The 19,758-nt window shown below is 40.6% G+C and carries 19 protein-coding genes and 1 other annotated feature; of the genes, 14 read left to right on the top strand and 5 right to left on the bottom strand.

Translation table 11 applies throughout. The annotated features are described in order from the left end of the window. Positions 1–46: 46 nt before the first annotated feature. The 7 genes from AAYR28_RS13740 (at position 47) to AAYR28_RS13710 (ending at position 4,924) form a co-directional block, all read left to right on the top strand. Complete coding sequence (locus tag AAYR28_RS13740; protein WP_024426214.1) at positions 47–322, top strand: YtzC family protein; 276 nt, start codon at positions 47–49, stop codon at positions 320–322. A 141-nt stretch (positions 323–463) separates the two neighbouring features. Then, entirely contained in the window at positions 464–643 is a 180-nt protein-coding gene (locus AAYR28_RS13735) for a hypothetical protein (protein ID WP_024426213.1), read from the top strand. A gap of 17 nt (positions 644–660) precedes the next feature. Further along, a complete protein-coding gene (locus tag AAYR28_RS13730) occupies positions 661–1,053 on the top strand; it encodes a GntR family transcriptional regulator (RefSeq protein ID WP_024426212.1) in 393 nt (130 codons plus the stop codon). Further along, complete coding sequence (locus AAYR28_RS13725; protein ID WP_024426211.1) at positions 1,046–1,924, top strand: ATP-binding cassette domain-containing protein; 879 nt, start codon at positions 1,046–1,048, stop codon at positions 1,922–1,924. The genes AAYR28_RS13730 and AAYR28_RS13725 overlap by 8 nt, the downstream gene beginning before the upstream one ends. Next, positions 1,918–2,904 (top strand): ABC transporter permease subunit, encoded by a 987-nt coding sequence (locus tag AAYR28_RS13720; RefSeq protein WP_345808859.1) that lies wholly within the window; start codon positions 1,918–1,920, stop codon positions 2,902–2,904. The genes AAYR28_RS13725 and AAYR28_RS13720 overlap by 7 nt, the downstream gene beginning before the upstream one ends. A 21-nt stretch (positions 2,905–2,925) precedes the next feature. After that, on the top strand, positions 2,926–3,624 hold the full coding sequence (locus AAYR28_RS13715) for an ABC transporter ATP-binding protein (protein ID WP_120208845.1): 699 nt from the start codon (positions 2,926–2,928) through the stop codon (positions 3,622–3,624). Continuing rightward, complete coding sequence (locus tag AAYR28_RS13710) at positions 3,614–4,924, top strand: ABC transporter permease (RefSeq protein ID WP_024424896.1); 1,311 nt, start codon at positions 3,614–3,616, stop codon at positions 4,922–4,924. The genes AAYR28_RS13715 and AAYR28_RS13710 overlap by 11 nt, the downstream gene beginning before the upstream one ends. A gap of 65 nt (positions 4,925–4,989) precedes the next feature. Here the strand turns inward: AAYR28_RS13710 and AAYR28_RS13705 are convergent, their stop codons facing one another. Together AAYR28_RS13705 and AAYR28_RS13700 are read right to left on the bottom strand one after the other, a co-directional pair. Further along, entirely contained in the window at positions 4,990–5,688 is a 699-nt protein-coding gene (locus AAYR28_RS13705; protein ID WP_345808858.1) for a hypothetical protein, read from the bottom strand. A gap of 85 nt (positions 5,689–5,773) precedes the next feature. Beyond that, positions 5,774–6,577: a PAS domain-containing protein gene (locus tag AAYR28_RS13700; protein WP_024426208.1), complete on the bottom strand. Its 804-nt coding sequence runs from the start codon at positions 6,575–6,577 to the stop codon at positions 5,774–5,776. Between the two features lie 422 nt (positions 6,578–6,999). Here AAYR28_RS13700 and AAYR28_RS13695 point away from each other — a divergent pair, with 422 nt between their 5' ends. From AAYR28_RS13695 to AAYR28_RS13670, 6 genes are all read left to right on the top strand, one after another. After that, positions 7,000–7,329, top strand: coding sequence for a DUF4257 domain-containing protein (locus AAYR28_RS13695; protein WP_008343006.1), 330 nt, complete (start codon positions 7,000–7,002; stop codon positions 7,327–7,329). A 102-nt stretch (positions 7,330–7,431) separates the two neighbouring features. Then, positions 7,432–7,653, top strand: a binding site (T-box leader). 97 nt (positions 7,654–7,750) lie between these two features. Continuing rightward, positions 7,751–10,165 carry a leucine--tRNA ligase gene (gene leuS, locus AAYR28_RS13690; protein ID WP_251231937.1) on the top strand — a complete coding sequence of 805 codons (2,415 nt, stop codon included), beginning with the start codon at positions 7,751–7,753 and terminating at the stop codon, positions 10,163–10,165. A gap of 130 nt (positions 10,166–10,295) precedes the next feature. Continuing rightward, complete coding sequence (locus tag AAYR28_RS13685; protein WP_345808857.1) at positions 10,296–11,198, top strand: dienelactone hydrolase family protein; 903 nt, start codon at positions 10,296–10,298, stop codon at positions 11,196–11,198. 46 nt (positions 11,199–11,244) lie between these two features. Then, entirely contained in the window at positions 11,245–11,997 is a 753-nt protein-coding gene (locus AAYR28_RS13680) for an NAD(P)-dependent oxidoreductase (protein ID WP_345808856.1), read from the top strand. Positions 11,998–12,216: 219 nt separating this feature from the next. Continuing rightward, complete coding sequence (locus tag AAYR28_RS13675; protein WP_087976618.1) at positions 12,217–13,077, top strand: carbohydrate ABC transporter permease; 861 nt, start codon at positions 12,217–12,219, stop codon at positions 13,075–13,077. A gap of 25 nt (positions 13,078–13,102) precedes the next feature. Beyond that, entirely contained in the window at positions 13,103–14,602 is a 1,500-nt protein-coding gene (locus tag AAYR28_RS13670) for an extracellular solute-binding protein (protein ID WP_041114932.1), read from the top strand. 45 nt (positions 14,603–14,647) lie between these two features. Here the strand turns inward: AAYR28_RS13670 and AAYR28_RS13665 are convergent, their stop codons facing one another. Together AAYR28_RS13665 and AAYR28_RS13660 are read right to left on the bottom strand one after the other, a co-directional pair. After that, the gene (locus tag AAYR28_RS13665) at positions 14,648–15,490 is read right to left on the bottom strand and encodes an aldo/keto reductase (protein ID WP_254001412.1); all 843 of its coding nucleotides are present in this window, start codon (positions 15,488–15,490) and stop codon (positions 14,648–14,650) included. A gap of 10 nt (positions 15,491–15,500) precedes the next feature. Beyond that, the gene (locus tag AAYR28_RS13660; protein WP_345808855.1) at positions 15,501–16,688 is read right to left on the bottom strand and encodes an MFS transporter; all 1,188 of its coding nucleotides are present in this window, start codon (positions 16,686–16,688) and stop codon (positions 15,501–15,503) included. A 154-nt stretch (positions 16,689–16,842) separates the two neighbouring features. Here AAYR28_RS13660 and AAYR28_RS13655 point away from each other — a divergent pair, with 154 nt between their 5' ends. Beyond that, a complete protein-coding gene (locus AAYR28_RS13655) occupies positions 16,843–17,214 on the top strand; it encodes a winged helix-turn-helix transcriptional regulator (protein ID WP_003217763.1) in 372 nt (123 codons plus the stop codon). A gap of 38 nt (positions 17,215–17,252) precedes the next feature. Here the strand turns inward: AAYR28_RS13655 and AAYR28_RS13650 are convergent, their stop codons facing one another. Continuing rightward, positions 17,253–19,553: a helix-turn-helix domain-containing protein gene (locus tag AAYR28_RS13650; protein ID WP_345808854.1), complete on the bottom strand. Its 2,301-nt coding sequence runs from the start codon at positions 19,551–19,553 to the stop codon at positions 17,253–17,255. Positions 19,554–19,758 lie beyond the last annotated feature (205 nt).

Here is a 19,758-nt window from a genome sequence, read left to right as displayed (position 1 = left end):
ATGGGCAAAATAGGCGGGAGCGATGATGAAATGGAGGGAATGTAAGATGGCAACAAGGCAATCGATCGATGAATTTATTCAAAAAAGTACGGAAACCCTTGAGTTTGCAAGTGAACAATTTGATTTGAGCTCACGTCAAGAACATTATAATGAGGAAGAGTTTTCTAAAGCACAGCTCATGCTTGAGAATACGGTCAACGAATTAGAAAAATTAAAAGATGTCGCCAATGACCAGCAAAGAGAACGATTAGACAGGGCACGTGTTCAAATTCAGAGCTTACAAAATCAAATGATTTTAGGGATTTCTTACGATAATGAATGATGAACAGATCCTTCTTTTAAGGGTCTGTTTTTTATTTTCTTAATAAGTTATTGACTTTTATGCTGGGTGTCTATATTGTATTAAGTGTACTACATCAACTAATACACTATAGACACTTAAAGTGAAGAAAGGTGTTCAACCATGAAAAAAGAAAAAAACCCAATTAATTTGAAGTGGATGGTGCTGGCTGTTGCGTTAGCATGTACATTTTTTTTCGTTCTTGTTTTCATTGGTTTTGAAGTTCAAAAAGATTTGATACCCAATTCAGTTCCTTTAATGCAAGGACATGAACAAGCGATAGGACTGCAAAAGCATGAATGAGGAAAGAGGGAGTCATCATGATTCAAATAGATCCAAGAAGCGCTGCGCCAATATATGAACAAATCATTGAGCAGCTCAAAATTTTATGTTTAAAAGGCGTGATGAAGCCAGGTGACAAACTGCCCTCTGTCAGAGAGCTCGCCACCATTATCATTGCCAACCCAAACACCGTCAGTAAAGCGTATAAAGAGCTAGAGCGGGAAGGGATTATTGAAACTCTGCGGGGCCGCGGTACGTATGTAACAGAAGGTGCTCAGTTAAAGCTGAATGAAGGGAAGGTGCTCCAGATGAAAGAACAGTTAAGACAACTCATCATAGAAGCTCATCATGCTGGTATTGATATTCATCAGCTCAAGGAATGGCTGGAAGAGATCGGCTCAAGTCTAAAAGGAGGAAAACAAGTTGATTGAGGTTAGAAATGTATCAAAGAAATTAAATGGACGCGAAGTACTCAGCGACGTTTCCTTCAAAATAGGCGAAGGTGAGATCTTCGGTCTGCTTGGCCGTAATGGCTCTGGGAAAACAACACTTCTCAGATTGATTCAGCAAATTCTTCTTCCAGATGAAGGAGAGATTTATTTTAAAGACGTACTGGTGAAAGACCACCCTTTAGTAAAGCAAAATATTGTATTCATGCCGGTCGTGAATCCTTACTTTGACAGATACAATTACGGACAGCTTGTCCAGCTGTTAAAGCATATATATCCAAAGTTTGATGTGACCTATGCAAATGAGCTTGTGAACCGCTATGAAATTCCGGAAAAGGTAAAGTATCGTGAATTGTCGACAGGGTTAAAGAAACAGCTGTCATTAATTTTAAGCTTTGCCATCAAACCAGCTGTCATTTTATTAGATGAGCCAACTGATGGAATTGATGCCGTCACAAGAAATGACGTTCTTCAGCTGATGATTGACGAGGTGGCAGAACGACAAACAACGATTTTAATTACATCTCACCGCTTAGAGGACATTGAACGCATGTGTAATCGAATTGGATTTTTAGAAGGAAATCAGCTCACAAGTGTCATGGATTTAGATGAATTAAAGAATGACTATGTCAAAATCCAAATGGCCTTTGAAGAAGATATGAACTTAAGTATTCGAAAAAATGGCGTGGCGATTTTGGACCAAGCGGGCGTTTTCTATACAGCGCTTGTTCTAAAAACCGACGAAGAAGCTAAAGAGTACTTGAAGTCACTGAAGCCAAAAGTATGGCATGAACTGCCTGTGAATTTAGAAGAAGTATTCATTGCGAAGTTTGGAGGGAAACGCAGATGGTAAAGCGGCAATTATTATATAAGGAGTGGAAGCAATCAGAGCTGACATTCATTTTAGTGATGATTGTTGCTGCGCTTGCGACGCCCTTTGCATTCTTAATGGAATATTCGTCTTTTCAAACGTGCCTAAACGATACAGAATGTATTACGGATGCACCACGTTTTTCTTATATCTTTAAGACGGATCCTTTCCTCTCCCTTTCATGGCTAATGGGAATTTTCTTTGCTGTCATGCAGCTTGGATTTGAGAGAAATAAAGGGCAGATGGATTTTACCTTATCCTTACCATTTAGCAGAAGTACAATCTATCACACAAAGTTTTTCTTAGGTGCTGGAATCATAGCAGTCGTTCATGCCGTTTCTTATGTTCTTACTTATTTACTTATATTAGGACTTAATCCACTAGAGATACCTAGTTTTCATAGCGGTTATGTCATTTCGCTTGTGTCCTCCTTGATGTTTTATAGTTTATTTTTTGCAGCGGGTACTTTAACCGGAAGTTCCATTTCGCAAGCAATCGTTGGATTCAGCACAGCTATTTTACCCTTTTTAGTGATCGGATTACCGCTTGTTCATGTAGATTTTATTATAAAGACAAGTGGGAGCTGGGTAGATAAGAGCTTGGCTCATTTGATATCGCCTATATCTCCAATCACTTATATTATAAATGATTCTTTCCAATCTGATTATCCTCTTTGGTTCTCAGGCGAAAAAATCATTATACCTATTGTTATGGTGGTTCTGTTTTATCTAATTGGCTTAATTAGCTTTATAAAACATCCAATTGAACGAAATGGCCGCTTCTTTCTTTATTCAAATCTGAATAGACCTATTCAGATTATGGTCATTGTCTTCGGTGTTCTAGGGTTTGGATGGTTTGGTTTTTCTTCAGATAATTCCATATTTGGTTATATCGTTGGCATGCTCATCGGTGGAGCTGTGGGCGCACTAACGAGTTATTTCTTAATCTATCGAAAAAGATAAACAGAGAGCAGGGGAGTAGAGATGATTCAGATTCAAGCATTAGATCATGTATTTAAAATTGGTAAAAAGGGCAGGGAAAATGAAATTCCTGTGCTGAAAAGGATTGACCTGTCCATCAAAAGAGGCGATATTGCTTGTATTGTTGGACGAAGTGGTTCGGGGAAATCGACTTTATTGAACTTAATATCAGGCTATATTACGCCAACGAGCGGAAAAATTGTCATTGATGGCACCGATGTGACCGGCTTTAATGAAAAAGAATGGGCAGACTTTCGCTTAGATCACTTTGGCTTTATCTTTCAAAGCTTTCAATTGATCGGGAGCTTAACAACGTATGAGAATGTTGAACTTCCGCTCACTTTAAAAGGGGTGAAGCCGTCTGAACGAAAGGCGAAAGTAAAAGAAATGCTGAAACGAGTAGGACTTGAACATCACGCAGGACATTACCCAAATGAGCTGTCAGGCGGACAGCAGCAGCGTGTGAGTATTGCAAGAGCCTTGATTTTAAATCCATCAATTATTTTAGCAGATGAACCAACAGGCAGTCTGGATTCAGAAACTGAAGGAGAAATTTTAGCCTTTATCCAGCAGCTCAATCGCGAAAAAGGAATTACATTTGTCATCATTACACATGACGATGAAGTCGCTTCAATCGCAGACACAACGTTCCAGCTTCACGACGGTGTATTAAAGAAAGGGGAACAATCCATTGAAATTTAGAGATCAGGTCAAATTCATTAGAAGAAATATGAAGAAAAATAGATTGCGTGTGTTTATGACCATTCTTGCGACGACAATGGCATGCTCTTTCTTAATCGTTCTAGCGTCTGTCGGTTTTGGTTTGCAAAAATCAGCTCAAGATGAAATTATGAAGCAGCAAATCATCACAGAAATTAAAGTGTTAGGAAAAGAAAAAGGAGACGTTAAGATTGATGATTTAAAGAAATATGATCATGTGAAATCTGTCGTCTCAAGAACGGCAATCAATCCTTCGGTTAACGTCGAGCTCGATAACCGTTCAAGTGAAACGCAGGCTGCTTTGACTGATATGAAAGAAGAAAAAGAAGCAGGTCTTGAACTAGACCGAGGAAAAGTCCCAACATCAGCGAACGAAATTGTGGTTGGGTATCATATGGCGCAGCAACTGTGGACAAAAAAAGAACGCGAAGCCTATGAAAAAGAATTAAACCAGACGTCAAATGGGGAAGAAACACCGAAGGAGCCAAAAGGCTACACGAAGGATATTTTAAATAAAGTGATTCAAATCAAAGTGCCAAAACTAAATGAAGAAGGTGAAGTCGTTAAAGAAAAAACATTTGATTTCCGTGTAGTAGGCGTTTTGAAAAAGCCGAATTTGGAGTGGCAGGAGGATCATAAAATTCTGATTCCGAATGCTTATGAAAAAGAATTTGGTCAAATACTCGACCTGTCTCCTGAAGCAGGAAATGTCGAGAAAATGACCTCTGTTTATGCAGATAAATTCGACAATGTCGGTACGCTCACGAATAAACTGACAGATGAGGGCTATCAAGTCATCTCTGTGACGAACCAGCTTGAAGGAATGGATATGTTCTTTACGGTCTTCAAAATTGGACTCATTTTTGTCGGATGTATTGCAGTCATTATTTCTGCCATCGGAATTTTCAATACGATGACCATGGCGGTAACAGAGCGAACACAAGAGATTGGGATTATGAAAGCCATTGGCGCGAATCCATCCATTATCAAGCGGATGTTCCTAATGGAAAGTGCTTATATTGGAGTAATCGGATCAATCATCGGTATTATCATCTCATATTTGATTAGTTTCGCCGTTAATTTAATCATCCCAGCCATTTTGTCGTCCATGTCTGAGGGAGGATCAAGCGATCAATTCTCGATTACTTTTTCCTATATTCCACTCAGCCTTGTCATTACAGCGACAGTGATCAGCGCAGGGGTAGCGATCATCTCAGGGCTTAACCCGGCACGTAAGGCAACAAAAACGAATGTATTAGCAGCTTTAAGAAGAGAAATCTAAAAAAGAACCTCCTGTAAACCCGATTGGGTGCTCAGGAGGTTCTTTTTTATCTTAATTAAACATCGCTATTGCTTAGGTGCCCTGTATCCGGCACGCTCTGCTTCTTCTACTGAGCAGAACATTTTGGTTACATTCTTTGTTCTAGAGTAGTATCTGCTGCTTGGTGTGTGGTAAATACCGTTGACACTCCCTTTAATGTTACAGGCAGCCGATTCTTTTTTTGTTTCCTTTTGTGATTCATGACCGCCTGTGCTTTTTCCTTCATCTTTAGGTGCGGAGCGCTGGACGGTGGAAGAACTCGTATCGCTGCTACTATTCTTGATTTCTTGTTTGAGTGTTTCATTGCTGGAGGTGAGCTTGTCTATTTTCTCTTCAAGCGATTGAATGGTCTTTTCTTGCTGTTTGACCGTTTCTTTTTCCGAGGTGATGGTTTCTAGCTTTTTTTCCAGCTTTTCTTTTTCCTTCTCCGCATCTTCTAAAGAGGAGGTAAGCGACTCTTTATCAGCTTTTAAGCTCGAAATGTCAGAGGAGAGTTCCTTTTGATCCTTTAACAGCTGTTCGGAAGATGGATCGGCTTGTGCCTTTGGCGCATTTCCAGCAGTAAGCGGTAATGACATAATGGAAAAGAAGAGACCAATGATCAAAAAAGGATAAAAAAGTTTCTTTGAAAAAATCAGCTCGTTCTTGTGTTTGAGTAAGAAGAAATTGACAGCATATCCGATGGCAAAACAAACACATAAAAGACCTAATATGAGTAACAGCATATCTAACAGCCCCCTAAATTGCTATTTACATCTATCATACCTCATTTTTCCATTTTGGGGAGCGGTTCAATTAAAAAAAACCTGTTTACACAGGGTTTTCAGCTAATGGTAATCCTTTTATGGCTTCTTTTACTGTCAAATAAGTGATCGTATTCTGGAAATCTGTATCGAGGTCTTTCATTTTCAGCGCAAGCTGCGGCTTAATCCCAGTGATGATCAGTTCGGTTCCAGTAAGATTGAGAAGATGATGCAGTTTGAAAATACGTGCTGCGACGGAATCATCGACTTCGATTAAACCAGAAAGGTCGACAATTAAATAATCATCCTTTGAATCATCTAATATACAGGTTAACTTAGCGACAATGGCATCAAAGCGTTCTTCAGATAATTTTCCGATAAGCGGAAGAGCAGATACACCATTTTTGATTGGGACGATTGGCGTCGAAAGAGAGGTGACTTCCTGTAAGGAATCTTCTAGGAGCTGTTCATATTCTTTCTGTTTCGTAATATCCTTTTGAAAACCAATGAAAAATGTTTTGTCATCTTGTTCAATGTATAGAGGATCTATATTGAGTTCATTCCAAAAAAAAGTGCCGTCTTTTTTATAATTTTTTAGCTGTGTGGTAATAGGTGTTTTGTTTTGAATTCCATGACGAATTAAAGCAAGCTGCTTTTGATCCGTGTCTTTTCCTTGAAGGAATCGACAATTACGACCAAGAATTTCATCTGGTTTGTATCCAGTCATTTGTGTAAAGCCGTGATTCACATAAACGATAGGGTTATCCTCTAAGGAAGGGTCTGTAATGACAACACCGATCCGCGCATGATCCAGCGCTTTTTTGATGAGTTCAAGCTGTTTTTGCAAGCCGAAAATGTTCGAGCTGACCATATTACCCTCCTTTGCTGCTATAAGACATATCAAATGGTTGTCTTTTCAACCAAATGAATCCTTTTAAACGTAACATAACATATGTTCTGTTTCAACGATTGCAAACGCTTTGTTAAATTTGTCATCATAGTTTGTCCTCCATTAGAATAGAGTAAGTAAGGAGACTTTTCATTAGAAAAAGAAGGAATCAATTACTCATCATTCATAAAATGACAAAAATAGTTAATATGGATTAGGTAAAAATGATTCCAATGCATCAAGATTGTTTTTAGGTCATTCACATATAATGGAAGAAACAAGCTTTTTTTCTTCGTTAGAGAGAATAGACCTTTTACATGGATTATGACGGAACAGCAGAATGGCATTACAGGGGGCTGGACAGCCTGAAGTCGCTTTACTATTCTAAGGGCTTTAGGAAGGTGATGAAAATGCTGCAACAAGTCATTATTGCTTGCGCCATTGGAGGGGTCATGGGCATTCTCGGTCACGTAAAGAAAAAAGGCAGGCTAGAGAAGCCCAGAATGACAAAAAAGTTTATTTACTTAGGGTTTATTGAAGATTGGCTCGTTGGGATGATTGCCGCTACACTGCTTGTCTTATCCTCAAATCCCGAATCTAGTCTGCACTTGATCATCTTATCCATTATTTCAGGTTACGGAGGAGAAGCAGTTCTGCGAAGCTTCGATTTTGTGAGAGAAGAACGTTCACAGGATGCAGGCTCCAACCGTCATAACCGATCTCCACACGAATAATATCCTCACTTTACCCTAGTCTAGGGTACATTCCCATTGTATACAAACCTGCTTGCACTTATGATCATAATTCTATAAAATACTACTTAGATGACGGTTACGATAAGAACAGTGAAGAGGAGTAGTAGGAAAGCAGTATTTGTCTTTAGAGAATTGACGGCTGGTGAAAGTCAATCAAATCTGCTTCTGAACTCGCCTCAGAGTTGCAGTTGCGTTAAAGCTTCTGTCGCATGTCTGCGTTAAAGATATTAAGTGAGCGTACGAACAGCATGTTACGCTAACAAGGGTGGTACCGCGGGAACCAAAAAATCTCTCGTCCCTTTCCAGGGATGAGGGTTTTTTGTTGATTTTAGAAAAATCTGAATTCTTGCAGTGGTCATCTAAGCAGATAAAGCCGTACATATTAAAGGAGGTTTTCACATTGAGTTTTCAGCATCGGGAAATTGAAAAGAAGTGGCAGGATTATTGGCTGACACATAAAACATTCGCCACATCTGACTCGGAAGATAAACCGAAGTTTTATGCACTTGATATGTTTCCATATCCATCAGGAGCAGGGCTTCATGTCGGGCACCCTGAGGGCTATACAGCAACGGATATTTTATCACGCATGAAACGCATGCAGGGATATGATGTTCTTCATCCAATGGGATGGGACGCATTTGGTCTCCCAGCAGAACAGTATGCACTTGATACAGGAAATGATCCGGCGGCTTTTACAGAAGAGAACATCAACAACTTCCGCCGCCAAATTCAATCACTAGGGTTCTCGTATGATTGGGATCGAGAAATCAACACGACAGACCCGAATTACTACAAATGGACACAATGGATTTTCTTAAAATTGTACGAAAAAGGATTGGCCTATATCGATGAAGTACCAGTGAACTGGTGCCCAGCGCTTGGCACAGTGCTTGCAAATGAAGAAGTCATTGATGGAAAAAGTGAACGCGGAGGGCATCCTGTTGAAAGACGTCCTATGAAGCAGTGGATGCTAAAGATTACAGCATATGCGGACAGGCTGTTAGAAGATTTAGAGGACATTGATTGGCCTGAAAGCATCAAAGATATGCAGCGTAACTGGATCGGACGCTCTGAAGGTGCGCACGTTCATTTTGAAGTAGAAGGACATGACGAACAGTTTACGGTTTTCACAACGCGTCCTGATACACTATTTGGCGCAACATATGCAGTGCTTGCACCAGAGCATGCCCTTGTTGAAAAAATTACATCAGATGCTCAAAAAGAAGCTGTCAAAGCGTATATCAAAGAGATTCAATCAAAGAGTGACTTAGAGCGGACAGATCTTGCTAAAACGAAGACAGGTATTTTCACAGGAGCGTATGCCATCAATCCTTTAAATGGTGAAAAGATGCCGATCTGGATTGCCGATTACGTGCTGGCGACTTATGGAACTGGAGCCATTATGGCAGTTCCTGCCCATGATGAACGTGACTATGAATTCGCCAAAACCTTTGATCTTCCAATTAAAGAAGTTGTAGAAGGCGGAGACATTGAAAAAGAAGCCTACACAGGTGATGGAAAGCACATTAACTCTGATTTCCTAAATGGCTTAGGAAAAGAAGAAGCGATTGAAAAAGCGATTGCATGGCTTGAAGAACATCAAAAAGGTGAAAAGAAAGTCACATATCGTTTAAGAGACTGGCTGTTCAGCCGTCAGCGCTACTGGGGTGAGCCGATTCCAATCATTCATTGGGAGGACGGAACATCTTCAGCTGTTTCAGAAGAAGAGCTTCCACTGATCTTGCCTAAGACGACAGAGATTAAGCCAAGTGGTACAGGTGAATCACCATTAGCCAATATTAAAGACTGGGTTGAGGTTGTAGATCCTGTTACAGGTAAGAAAGGCCGACGCGAAACGAATACAATGCCGCAATGGGCAGGCAGCTGCTGGTATTTCTTACGTTATATTGATCCTCATAACACAGAAGAGCTTGCCTCTCCTGAGAAGCTGAAGAAATGGCTTCCAGTTGATGTGTATATCGGCGGAGCAGAACACGCTGTACTGCATCTTCTATATGCACGCTTCTGGCATAAGTTCTTGTATGATATCGGTGTTGTTCCAACAAAAGAACCTTTCATGAAATTGTTCAATCAAGGTATGATTCTTGGGGAAAACAATGAAAAAATGAGTAAATCAAAAGGAAATGTGGTCAACCCGGATGATATCGTAGAATCTCATGGTGCGGATACATTACGACTTTATGAAATGTTCATGGGACCTTTAGATGCGTCAATTGCTTGGTCTGAAACAGGACTTGATGGCGCTCGTCGTTTCCTTGATCGTGTATGGCGTCTCTTTACAAATGAAGATGGCTCACTCAGTGATAAAGTGACAGAGCAATCTGGCGGCGCATTAGAACGCAGCTATCATGAAACAGTCATGAAGGTAACGGATCATTATGAAGGCTTGCGTTTCAATACAGGAATTTCACAATTAATGGTGTTTATCAACGATGCCTATAAAGCTGATACACTGCCGAAAGAATATGCAGAAGGCTTTGTAAAGCTTCTTTCTCCAATTGCACCGCATTTAGCAGAAGAGCTTTGGAATAAACTTGGTCATGAAGGATCTATTTCTTATGAAGCATGGCCTCAATATGATGAGTCAAAACTTGTCGACGATGAAGTAGAAATTGTCGTACAGCTTAACGGTAAAGTAAAAGCAAAATTAACCGTTCCTGCTGATGCAACAAGGGAGCAGTTAGAAGAGCTCGCGAAAAATGATGTACGTGTAAAAGAACAACTTGAAGGGAAAACCATTCGTAAAGTGATTGCAGTTCCTGGGAAGCTTGTCAATATTGTTGCAAACTAATGATGACACCCATCGGTATGAACCGGTGGGTGTTCTTTATTTCCCGGGACATAATTTTGTCGAAAACAAGGTGATTCCCGCATCGGTCTCGTATTTTAACAGGTGATCAAGAAAATGAGGAGTGACGTCAATGGAAAAGGAAAGCAAACGTGAACAACTGCTCAGTCTGTTAGGAGAAATGCCAGAACGTCATCGCGTGGAGGCTTATACGTTAAAAATGGAAGAACGTGAATCATATGTAGTGGAAACGCTCATTCTCTCCATGAATGGTGAAGAGGAAGTCCCTGCTTATTTCGTGAAACCGAAGGATACGGTGAAAAAAAGACCCGTTGTACTGTTCCAGCATTCACATGGCGGGAATTACGTGAATGGGAAGGACGAGCTGTTAAAAGGTGCTCATTATTTGCAAACGCCTTCATATGCAAAAGAGTTTACGTCTAAAGGCTATAGTGTACTGGCCATTGATCATGCAGGGTTCGGCGAGAGAAGAGGAAGAACAGAAAGTGAAATTTTTAAGGAAATGCTTTTAACAGGAAAAATGATGTGGGGCATGATGCTGTATGAAAGTATGTGTGCGATTGATTATTTGCTGTCTCGATCTGATGTGCTGGCGGACAGGTTAGCTGTCTTTGGGATGTCAATGGGCGGTCTTCTTTCCTGGTGGACGGCTGCACTTGATGAGAGGGTCAGTGTGTGTATTGATCTTTGTGCACAGGTGGACCATCATACATTAATTGAAACGAACAATTTGGACAGACATGGCTTTTATTACTATGTACCGAGCTTGGCGAAGCATTTTACAGCAGCGGACATTCAAGAAATGATTTTTCCAAGACCGCATTTAAGCTTAGTTGGAAAACTTGATCAGCTCACGCCTGCTGAAGGCGTTGGAAGGATTCAAAAGGTATTGAGTCAAACCTATGAAGCTGCTTCATTGAAAGAACGATATCAGCTTACCCGTCTTCATGCAGGTCATTTTGAAACAGCCGCTATGCGTCACGAGGCGACACGATTTTTGAAAAAGTGGCTGTAATCAAGAAACGCTTGGACATACTACGTCAAAAGAAAGGAGGAGACAGATGAAAAGAATCACCATCATTGGCGGATGCGGTGTGATTGGACGTCTTTTAACAAAAGCGCTCTCTGATGAGTACAGCGTCACGATTATTGATCTAACAAGCTGTGTAGAAGGAGTCATTTTAGCCGATGCAGCGAATGAACAGAATGTATATGAGGCAATTCCGCGGGATACAGATGTCATCTTGCATCTTCTAAACATGGACATGACGCATGATGTGATGGATCATGAAGAATTTGCAAAAATGACTGATATTTTTTGGAGGAGTACCTATTATATGTTTCGTTCAGCCGCGCGGCATGGCATACGAAAAGTCATTTTTGCAAGCAGCAACCATGTGACAGATCGTTATGAAGAGGATGGACGCTCCTTACTTGGACGGCAGATTACAACTGACGATGTGCCTGCGACTAAAAATGTCTATGGCATATTAAAGTTTGCTTCCGAACAGCTGGGACGTTTGTTCCACGATCAATCGGGAATGTCTGTCATCAATTTAAGAATTGGAACAGTTGTAACAGATGAGATGACGGCATTGCACAAAAAACAAAGAACAAAAAGAACACTGCTGTCACATGAAGATCTTGCAGGTATGATAAAGGCAGCGATTGAAACGAATATCTCCTTTGGGACCTATTATGCTGTATCAGAGAATGAAGAAAAGCCGTGGTCTATTGAGAAAACGAAGCAGGAGTTAGGCTATGAACCAGATGTCAATACGACGGAAATCCTCGAAGAAAATGATCAAGCATAGGGCATAATCATGTCATGAGCTAATGATCTTATTCTTTTGTTTCATGAGCATAAAAGCACGGCTGATATGATCTATCCAGTTGGTCTGTCAAAATGATTATAGACGCTTTCTTCCCCCGTTTGTTACATTTTAATCACGATATCGTCACAGGCTGCAGCTTACTTTCAGATGAAATGATAACGCTTTCAAAGAAAGGGCGTGATGAACATAGATCGTTCTATTAAAGGCCGATTGTTCAATTTATTTAATTACTCTTTTCTACTCATGTTCGCATTAATATGTGTGCTTCCGTTCATCCATGTCATTGCCGCCTCTTTTGCAACAGTAGAAGAGGTCATCACGAAGAAGTTTATCTTGTTCCCGACGACGTTTTCTTTAGAGGCATATCGGTATATTTTTTCTACAGATATTGTGTATCGCAGCCTCATTGTGTCCATTCTTGTGACGCTCGTTGGAACAGCTGTCAGCATGTTTTTGTCCTCGCTTATGGCATACGGTCTGTCTCGCCAGGAGCTAAAAGGCCGGAGAACACTGATGTTTCTCGTTGTTTTCACGATGCTGTTTAGCGGAGGGATGATTCCGACGTTTATTGTGGTGAAAACACTTGGTCTGCTTGATACGTATTGGTCACTTATTCTACCGGTTGCAATCAATGCGTTCAATTTAATCATTTTGAAAAACTTTTTTCAAAACATACCAGCAAGTCTTGAGGAATCAGCGAAGATGGACGGCTGTAACGATTTAGGGATTTTCTTTAAAATTGTGCTGCCACTTTCTTTGCCAGCCATTGCAACCATTTCACTTTTTTATGCCGTGACGTATTGGAATACGTATATGACTGCCATTCTGTATTTAAATGATTCAGTGAAGTGGCCGATTCAGGTGCTGCTGAGACAGATTGTCATTGTCTCAAGCGGAATGCAGGGAGATATGTCGGATATGGGCTCATCCACACCACCGCCAGACCAGACGATTAAAATGGCTGTGATCGTTGTGGCAACCATTCCGGTTCTGCTTGTCTATCCATTTATTCAAAAGCATTTCAACAAAGGGGCATTACTAGGTTCTGTAAAGGGTTAAAAAGATGGAACAACGGAGGGATCTTATGGGGAGAAAGAAATTATGGCTGCTTGCGTTTGTCCTGTTATTTGCAGCAAGCGGTATTCTGTCAGCGTGTTCAAGTAAAGGGGCAAACTCATCAGATGAGAAGGTTGATTTAGACAAAAAGGTAAAGCTGACATGGATGGCGATTTTATATCATCAGCAGCCGCCGAAGGATTCCGTTTTAAAAGAGATTGAGAAGCTCACAAATACAGAGCTTGATATTACATGGGTGCCTGATGCTGTGAAGGAAGATCGGTTAAATTCCGCACTTGCAGCAGGGAATTTGCCGCAAATTGTGACGATTCAAGACATTAAAAATTCGTCTGCGATTAATGCGTTCAGATCAGGCATGTTTTGGGAAGTCGGTCCGTATTTAAAGGATTATCCAAATTTAAGTAAGATGAACGAATTGATTAATAAAAACGCCTCTATAGACGGGAAGCTTTATGGCATCTATAGAGAGAGACCACTTTCAAGACAAGGGATTGTCATTCGAAAGGATTGGCTTGAAAATTTAAATTTGGATACACCAAAAACATTGGATGATCTATATGAAGTAGCCAAAGCCTTTACTGAAAAAGACCCGAATCAAAATGGAAAAGCGGATACAATTGGCTTTACGGATCGGAACGATTTAATTTATGGCGCATTTAAAACACTTGGTTCATATGAAGGAATGCCCACAGACTGGAAAGAAGAAAACGGGAAATTCACGCCAGACTTTATGACAGATGAGTACATGAATACAATGAAATACATGAAAAAGCTGCGCGACAATGGCTATATTAACAAAGACTTCCCAGTGACAAGCAAAACACAGCAGCAGGAATTATTCTCACAAGGAAAAGCAGGCATCTATGTTGGAAATATGGTAGATGCCGTGAACCTGAGAGATGATGCGACAGATAAAAACATGAAAGTAGATATTATCAACCGAATCAAAGGCCCAGATGGCAAAGAACGTGTGTGGGCATCAGGGGGGCATAATGGCATCTTCGCATTCCCTAAAACAAGCGTGAAATCAGAGGCAGAATTAAAGCGGATTTTGGCCTTCTTTGACCGCATTGCCGAAGAAGATGTATATGGTCTCATGACGTACGGTATAGATGGCCAGCATTATAAGAAAGAAGAAGGAAATACATTTGTCAGGGAAGAAAGCCAAGTGAAAAGCTGGCAGACAGATGTACAGCCGCTTGTCAGTCTTGTAGGAATTGATAAACGTTACTTGAAAAATAAAGGGGATGCAGTTCGTTCTAAATATGAAGAGCTAGAAGAAGACAATCAAAACATCATCGTTGCCAATCCTGCTGAAAGCCTGTATTCAGAAACAGCATCAGAGCGTGGAAACGAATTGAAGAAAATCATCGATGATGCGACGTATAAGTTCATTCTTGGAGACATCAGTGAAGATCAATTTCAGAAGGATGTAGAGAAGTGGAAATCCAATGGTGGGAATAAAATCATAGAAGAATATGAAGCTTCCTTTAAAAAATCAAAATGACCAATAGGAACACCCCCGCAAAGCAAAAAAGCGGGGGTGTTTTCATTAAAAGTCGAAGTTATCTGGATCTGGACCGATACGTTTGTTTTCATTTAAGTCAGAAAGACGTTTCATATCTTCATCAGATAAGACAAAATCAAATATATCAGCGTTTTCCTTTAAACGATGTGCTTTCGTTGATTTTGGGATGGTGATGACACCTTTTTGTACATCCCAGCGCAAAATAATTTGAGCAGGTGTTTTACCGTATGTGTCTGCGAGCTCTGTAATCAGCGGGTGATGCAGCAGTTCACCCTGCATCAGCGGTGACCAAGCTTCCATTTGAATGCCATGAGAGTTCAAATACGTAGAGAGTGTTTCCTGCGTTAGTTTTGGATGAAATTCTACTTGGTTGATCGCTGGTTTGATGTCTGCATCTTTTAATAGTTCGTCTAGGTGATGCGGCTGGAAGTTGCTCACTCCGATGGCTCTGACCTTTCCTTCACGATACAAGGTTTCCAGTGCACGCCAAGCTTCTTTGTATTTTCCTTCAACCGGCCAATGGATTAAATACAGATCAAGGTAGTCAAGCTGAAGCTTTTTTAAGCTTTCTTCGTATGCATTTAGGGTAGATTCATATCCTAAATCGGCATTCCACACTTTTGATGTGACAAAGATATCCTCGCGGCGCAGTCCTGTTTCTGCTAAACCAAGCTGTATGCCTCGTCCAACACCTTCTTCATTTCCATAAATAGCCGCTGTATCAATACTGCGATAGCCTAATTGAATGGCTGTTTTGACAGCATCAACTAATTCTGCTCCTTCTTCCACCTTGAATACACCAAGGCCAAAGCCTGGCATGAGGACCCCATTGTTTAATGTTTTTGTACTTTGTAAATGTTCCATCATAAAAACTCCTTTAAATGGTTTGTGTTTGTTCTTTTTGTTCCATTTGATAACTGATCATCGTAAGAATGGCTGCGATGAGGACCATGATGCCGCCGACCCAGCCTGTATGCACAAGACCAAGTGTATCTGTGACGATGCCTCCTAAAAATGAGCCAATGGCAATACCGGCATTAAAGGCAGCGATATTCATAGCAGATGCGACGTCGACCGCTCCGGGTGTGTATCTTTCTGCAAAATCAACGACGGCTACTTGCAGCCCAGGTACATTCATGAAAGCAAACAGTCCCATCAGCATGACGGTTCCAATGCCTAACACTGTGAATCCAGCAGTGAAGCTAAGGATAAACAAGATAATGCTTTGGATGATAAACATATAGATCAGTGCTTTCATTGGCTGTTCATTAGCAGCTTTTCCGCCAATGACATTTCCGGCTGCGATCGTGATTCCGTATAAAAGCAGGATCAAGGCCACAGCCCCAGGCGCAAGACCCGTCACATGCTGCAAGAGAGGAGATAAATACGTGAAGACGACAAAGGTTCCTCCATACCCTGTGGCTGTAATGACGAATAAAAGCAAAATTCTTTTTGTTTTTAATAGGACAGCTTGATCTTTAAAAGATGTTTTCACCCCCTGCTTTAGTTGAGACGGCACAAGAAAATAGTTGGATATCAGTGCGATCAGACCAATGATCACAATCACACCAAATGATGTCCGCCAGCCGAGCTCGTGACCAAGAAATGTCCCGAATGGCACACCTGTCACAGTCGCTACTGTTAAACCAGTGAACATAAAGGCAATCGCGCTTGCCCGTTTTTCTTTCACGACAAGGCTTGCAGCAATCGTAGAACCGATGGACATGAAGATTCCATGGGACAAGGCTGAAATCACCCGGCCGATTAACAGCACTGAAAAAGTCGGGGCAATGGTGGCAAGTGTATTACCAATCAAAAAGACGAGCATAATGAGCAAAAGCAATGTCTTTCTTTTCATCGTGGAAGTAAGAGAAGTCAATATAGGCGCGCCAAATGTCACACCAAGTGCATATAAAGAGACAGTCCAGCCTGCCTGACTGACGCTCATTCCAAAGTCCTCTGAGATCATTGGCAAAAGACCGACACTAATGAACTCAGTTGTTCCTATAGCAAAAGCACTAATCGCTAGTGCGAGAAGAGCAAAATGGTTTTGCTTTTTCTTCATAAGTAAGTTCACATCCTTCTGTGATGACATTTTGATAGACGAAGCCGATCGGCAAGAGTTATTATCTAACATAGATGACGAAAAAAAAGTACGTACTTTTTTGTAATATAGGTACTAAAAAGTGCCTGTTCGTACAAAGAGGAGTGAACATTCGATGGAAAAGAAAAAATATAATATCTCTGTGGAAGCAACGCTTGAGGTCATAGGCGGGAAGTGGAAGTGTGTGATTTTATGTCATTTGACACACGGGAAAAAACGGACGAGCGAATTGAAGCGGCTCATGCCAAACATCACACAAAAAATGCTCACGCAGCAGCTGAGAGAGCTTGAAAGTGATGGGGTCATTAACCGGATTGTCTATGAACAGGTGCCGCCTAAAGTGGAATATGAATTAAGTGAATACGGACAGTCGCTCGAAAGAATTCTCAATGCGCTATGCGATTGGGGAGCAGCTCATATTGAACGTGTGTATGGAGAGCCGCTTTCCGTGCTGGAAGACAGCATCTTAAATGAACAGTTTAAATAAAAGAGTCCCGCTTTCTTGTGAGAGCGGGACTCTTTGTCTTACATGCCTTTTTTCTGGTCGCGGTATTTCCCAGGAGTTGTACCTTCCAGCTTTTTAAAGGATCGGATGAAATTTTGCGGGTTTTTATATTTCAGTTTTTCCGAAATTTCTTTGACGGACATATCGGTTTCTACAAGCCAGTTTTTAGCGACATGGTGTCTGTAGGAAGAGAGATATTCACTAAAGGAGATATCCATTTCCTTTCTGAAAATGCTGCTTAAATAATTGGGATTGTAATGCAGGCGGGTGGCGATTTCATCCAATGTGAGATCTGAGTCGAATTCTTGATGAATGATATGAATGATTTTTTCTGAGATGTTTTTGTATTGTGAGTCTTCACGTGCAGCAAGCTGGTCAATAATTGGCCGAATGATTTCATGTTTCAGCCATGCTTCCGTATCTTCAAAGGTTTTAAATTCAAAAATCGTATCATAGAGCATTTTGTTATCTTCAACCTCAAATAATTCAATGCCCAGCAAATGCATCAGCTCAATTAAATTGTTTAAGAAACGAGCGAGGGCGATATGGTATTCGTGCGGTCCTGCATTTTTAGAAAAAATGGATTGCAGGAGCACATGTAAATAGTGATCCGCTTTGCCTTGATCGCCAGCTTTCATCGCATCAAATAAATCATGCTGCAGCTGCTTTGGAAAATGGGTTTTGAACGTCTTTCCTTGCTGGATATGCTCATATAAGATAATGGACTTTTTCTCTGCTTTGAGTCTGTATTTTAAGGCTTCTTTTCCTTCAATGTAAGCATGTTTTGCCATCGTGAGTTCCTTAAACTGGCGGCTGATCCCAATGCTGATCGATAAACCGAGCTCTTCTTCAATACGCTGCTGAATGCTTTCTGCTAATTGATTTAAATATTCAGTAAACTCTTCATCTGACTTTGAGTGGTTGAGGATAATCGTTGCTTGATGCTGATTGACAACGGTTGGCTGAAGGTGCTCCTCTTGCGGAATAATCTGCTCGATCAATCCATTGATCGCAAATAAAAGCAAGTCAGCATCTTTTTTTTCATAAGGTGTTCCTTTTAACGTATCGATTTGGGTCACAAGCATAGACAAATGAGACCAGCCCTGAGGAAAGCCTAAGCTTTGGAACCGGTTGTTAACTTCTTCATCTGTCAGCTTTCCAAGCAGCAGCCGTACCATAAAGTATTGCTGTAAGTGTGTCACTTGCTGCTCAATCCGTTCCTCTAAATCATTGTTTTGATCTTTCATTTGTTTAATACTCGATTCAATCAACTCAAATTCATTTTGAAAAGGCTGTTTTTGCAAAAATGATTCATTACGTGCAAATGACTCGTATAATAAGCGGATTGGTTTATAAAAGTGTCTGGAACCAAACCATGAAAATAGTAATGAAAGCGCTAACAAAATAGTGCAGATAATAAAGGTAATCCACCCAATTGATTTCGTTTGCTGCTTAAGTTCTGGAATAGAAACAAAGGATAGGTACGTCCATTCATTATAATCTGATTTTTGAAATGTGATTTGATAGTTGAGTTCGTCGATCTTCATATCAAATTGCCCTGATCGTTTTTCAAGTGAGAGCACATGCTTGACGAAATCCTGATGTTTCAGCGATTCACCAATTTGTTCTTTGCGGTTATGTAGCAGCACTTTTCCGTTGGTATCGATCACAAACATACTATCCGATTGAGAGAAGTCAGGCATGTTATCAGCAATTACGCAGCTTGGAATGCTGGCGACAGCGATTCCCTTTTTTTGAACGCTGTTCATAGGCAGTTGTTTGATTAAATTCACATTGTACTTACAAAAGGATGCTTTTCCTTCTTTTGTCGCAACAAGTGGATTATTCTCTTCAAGTGCCCAGCTGGAGTGACTTGGTATATTGAGGTAAGAGGTCAGCGCTTTTTCTTGGTCTTCGCTTGTGACATGATAAAGCCCCGAATTGTTCATGTACCAGTCTTCCATTTTACTGACGAGTGTAATATTGGAAAGGTCGGTGTCAAAGGTTTGCAGGTAGTTCAGTTCCTGCTGTACTTGATTATATAGCTGAAATTGTTCTGGATTTAAAGGTTCTGCCAGTGTTTGAAGGAGAGGCGGCGAACTGACATAGTGAGTGAGAGAATGATCAACAGTTTTTAAAATATGCTCAATATTGGATTGCGTTTGTTTAACGCTGTCGAGCTTTTCATTTGAGATATTTTCAAGTGCTGTTTTTTGCGAATGCTGATAAGAAAAAATGCCGACAATGATAACAGGAATCGTACTAAGTATGAAAAAAAACGTCACTAGCTTGTAATAAAATTTGTACTGCCTTCTTTTCATAAAACCCCCCATTTCAAACAAAACAATCTTTTCCCCTTAATTTATTAATCCAAAAATCTGGTAGGTTTGTCAATAATCATTTTCTGAGATTAGGATCATTTTCTTATGTTTTATGTAACGTTTTGATCAGCATCACCTATGAAAATATGATCTGTTGATATGATTGTAGACGAATTTTTCATCCTTAAGATACAGTTAACACATG

Source organism: Bacillus safensis (assembly GCF_039619585.1).
GTDB lineage: Bacteria > Bacillota > Bacilli > Bacillales > Bacillaceae > Bacillus > Bacillus safensis.
The sequence above is the reverse complement of the archived record's forward strand: the minus strand, read 5'-3'. Positions and strand labels throughout refer to the sequence as shown.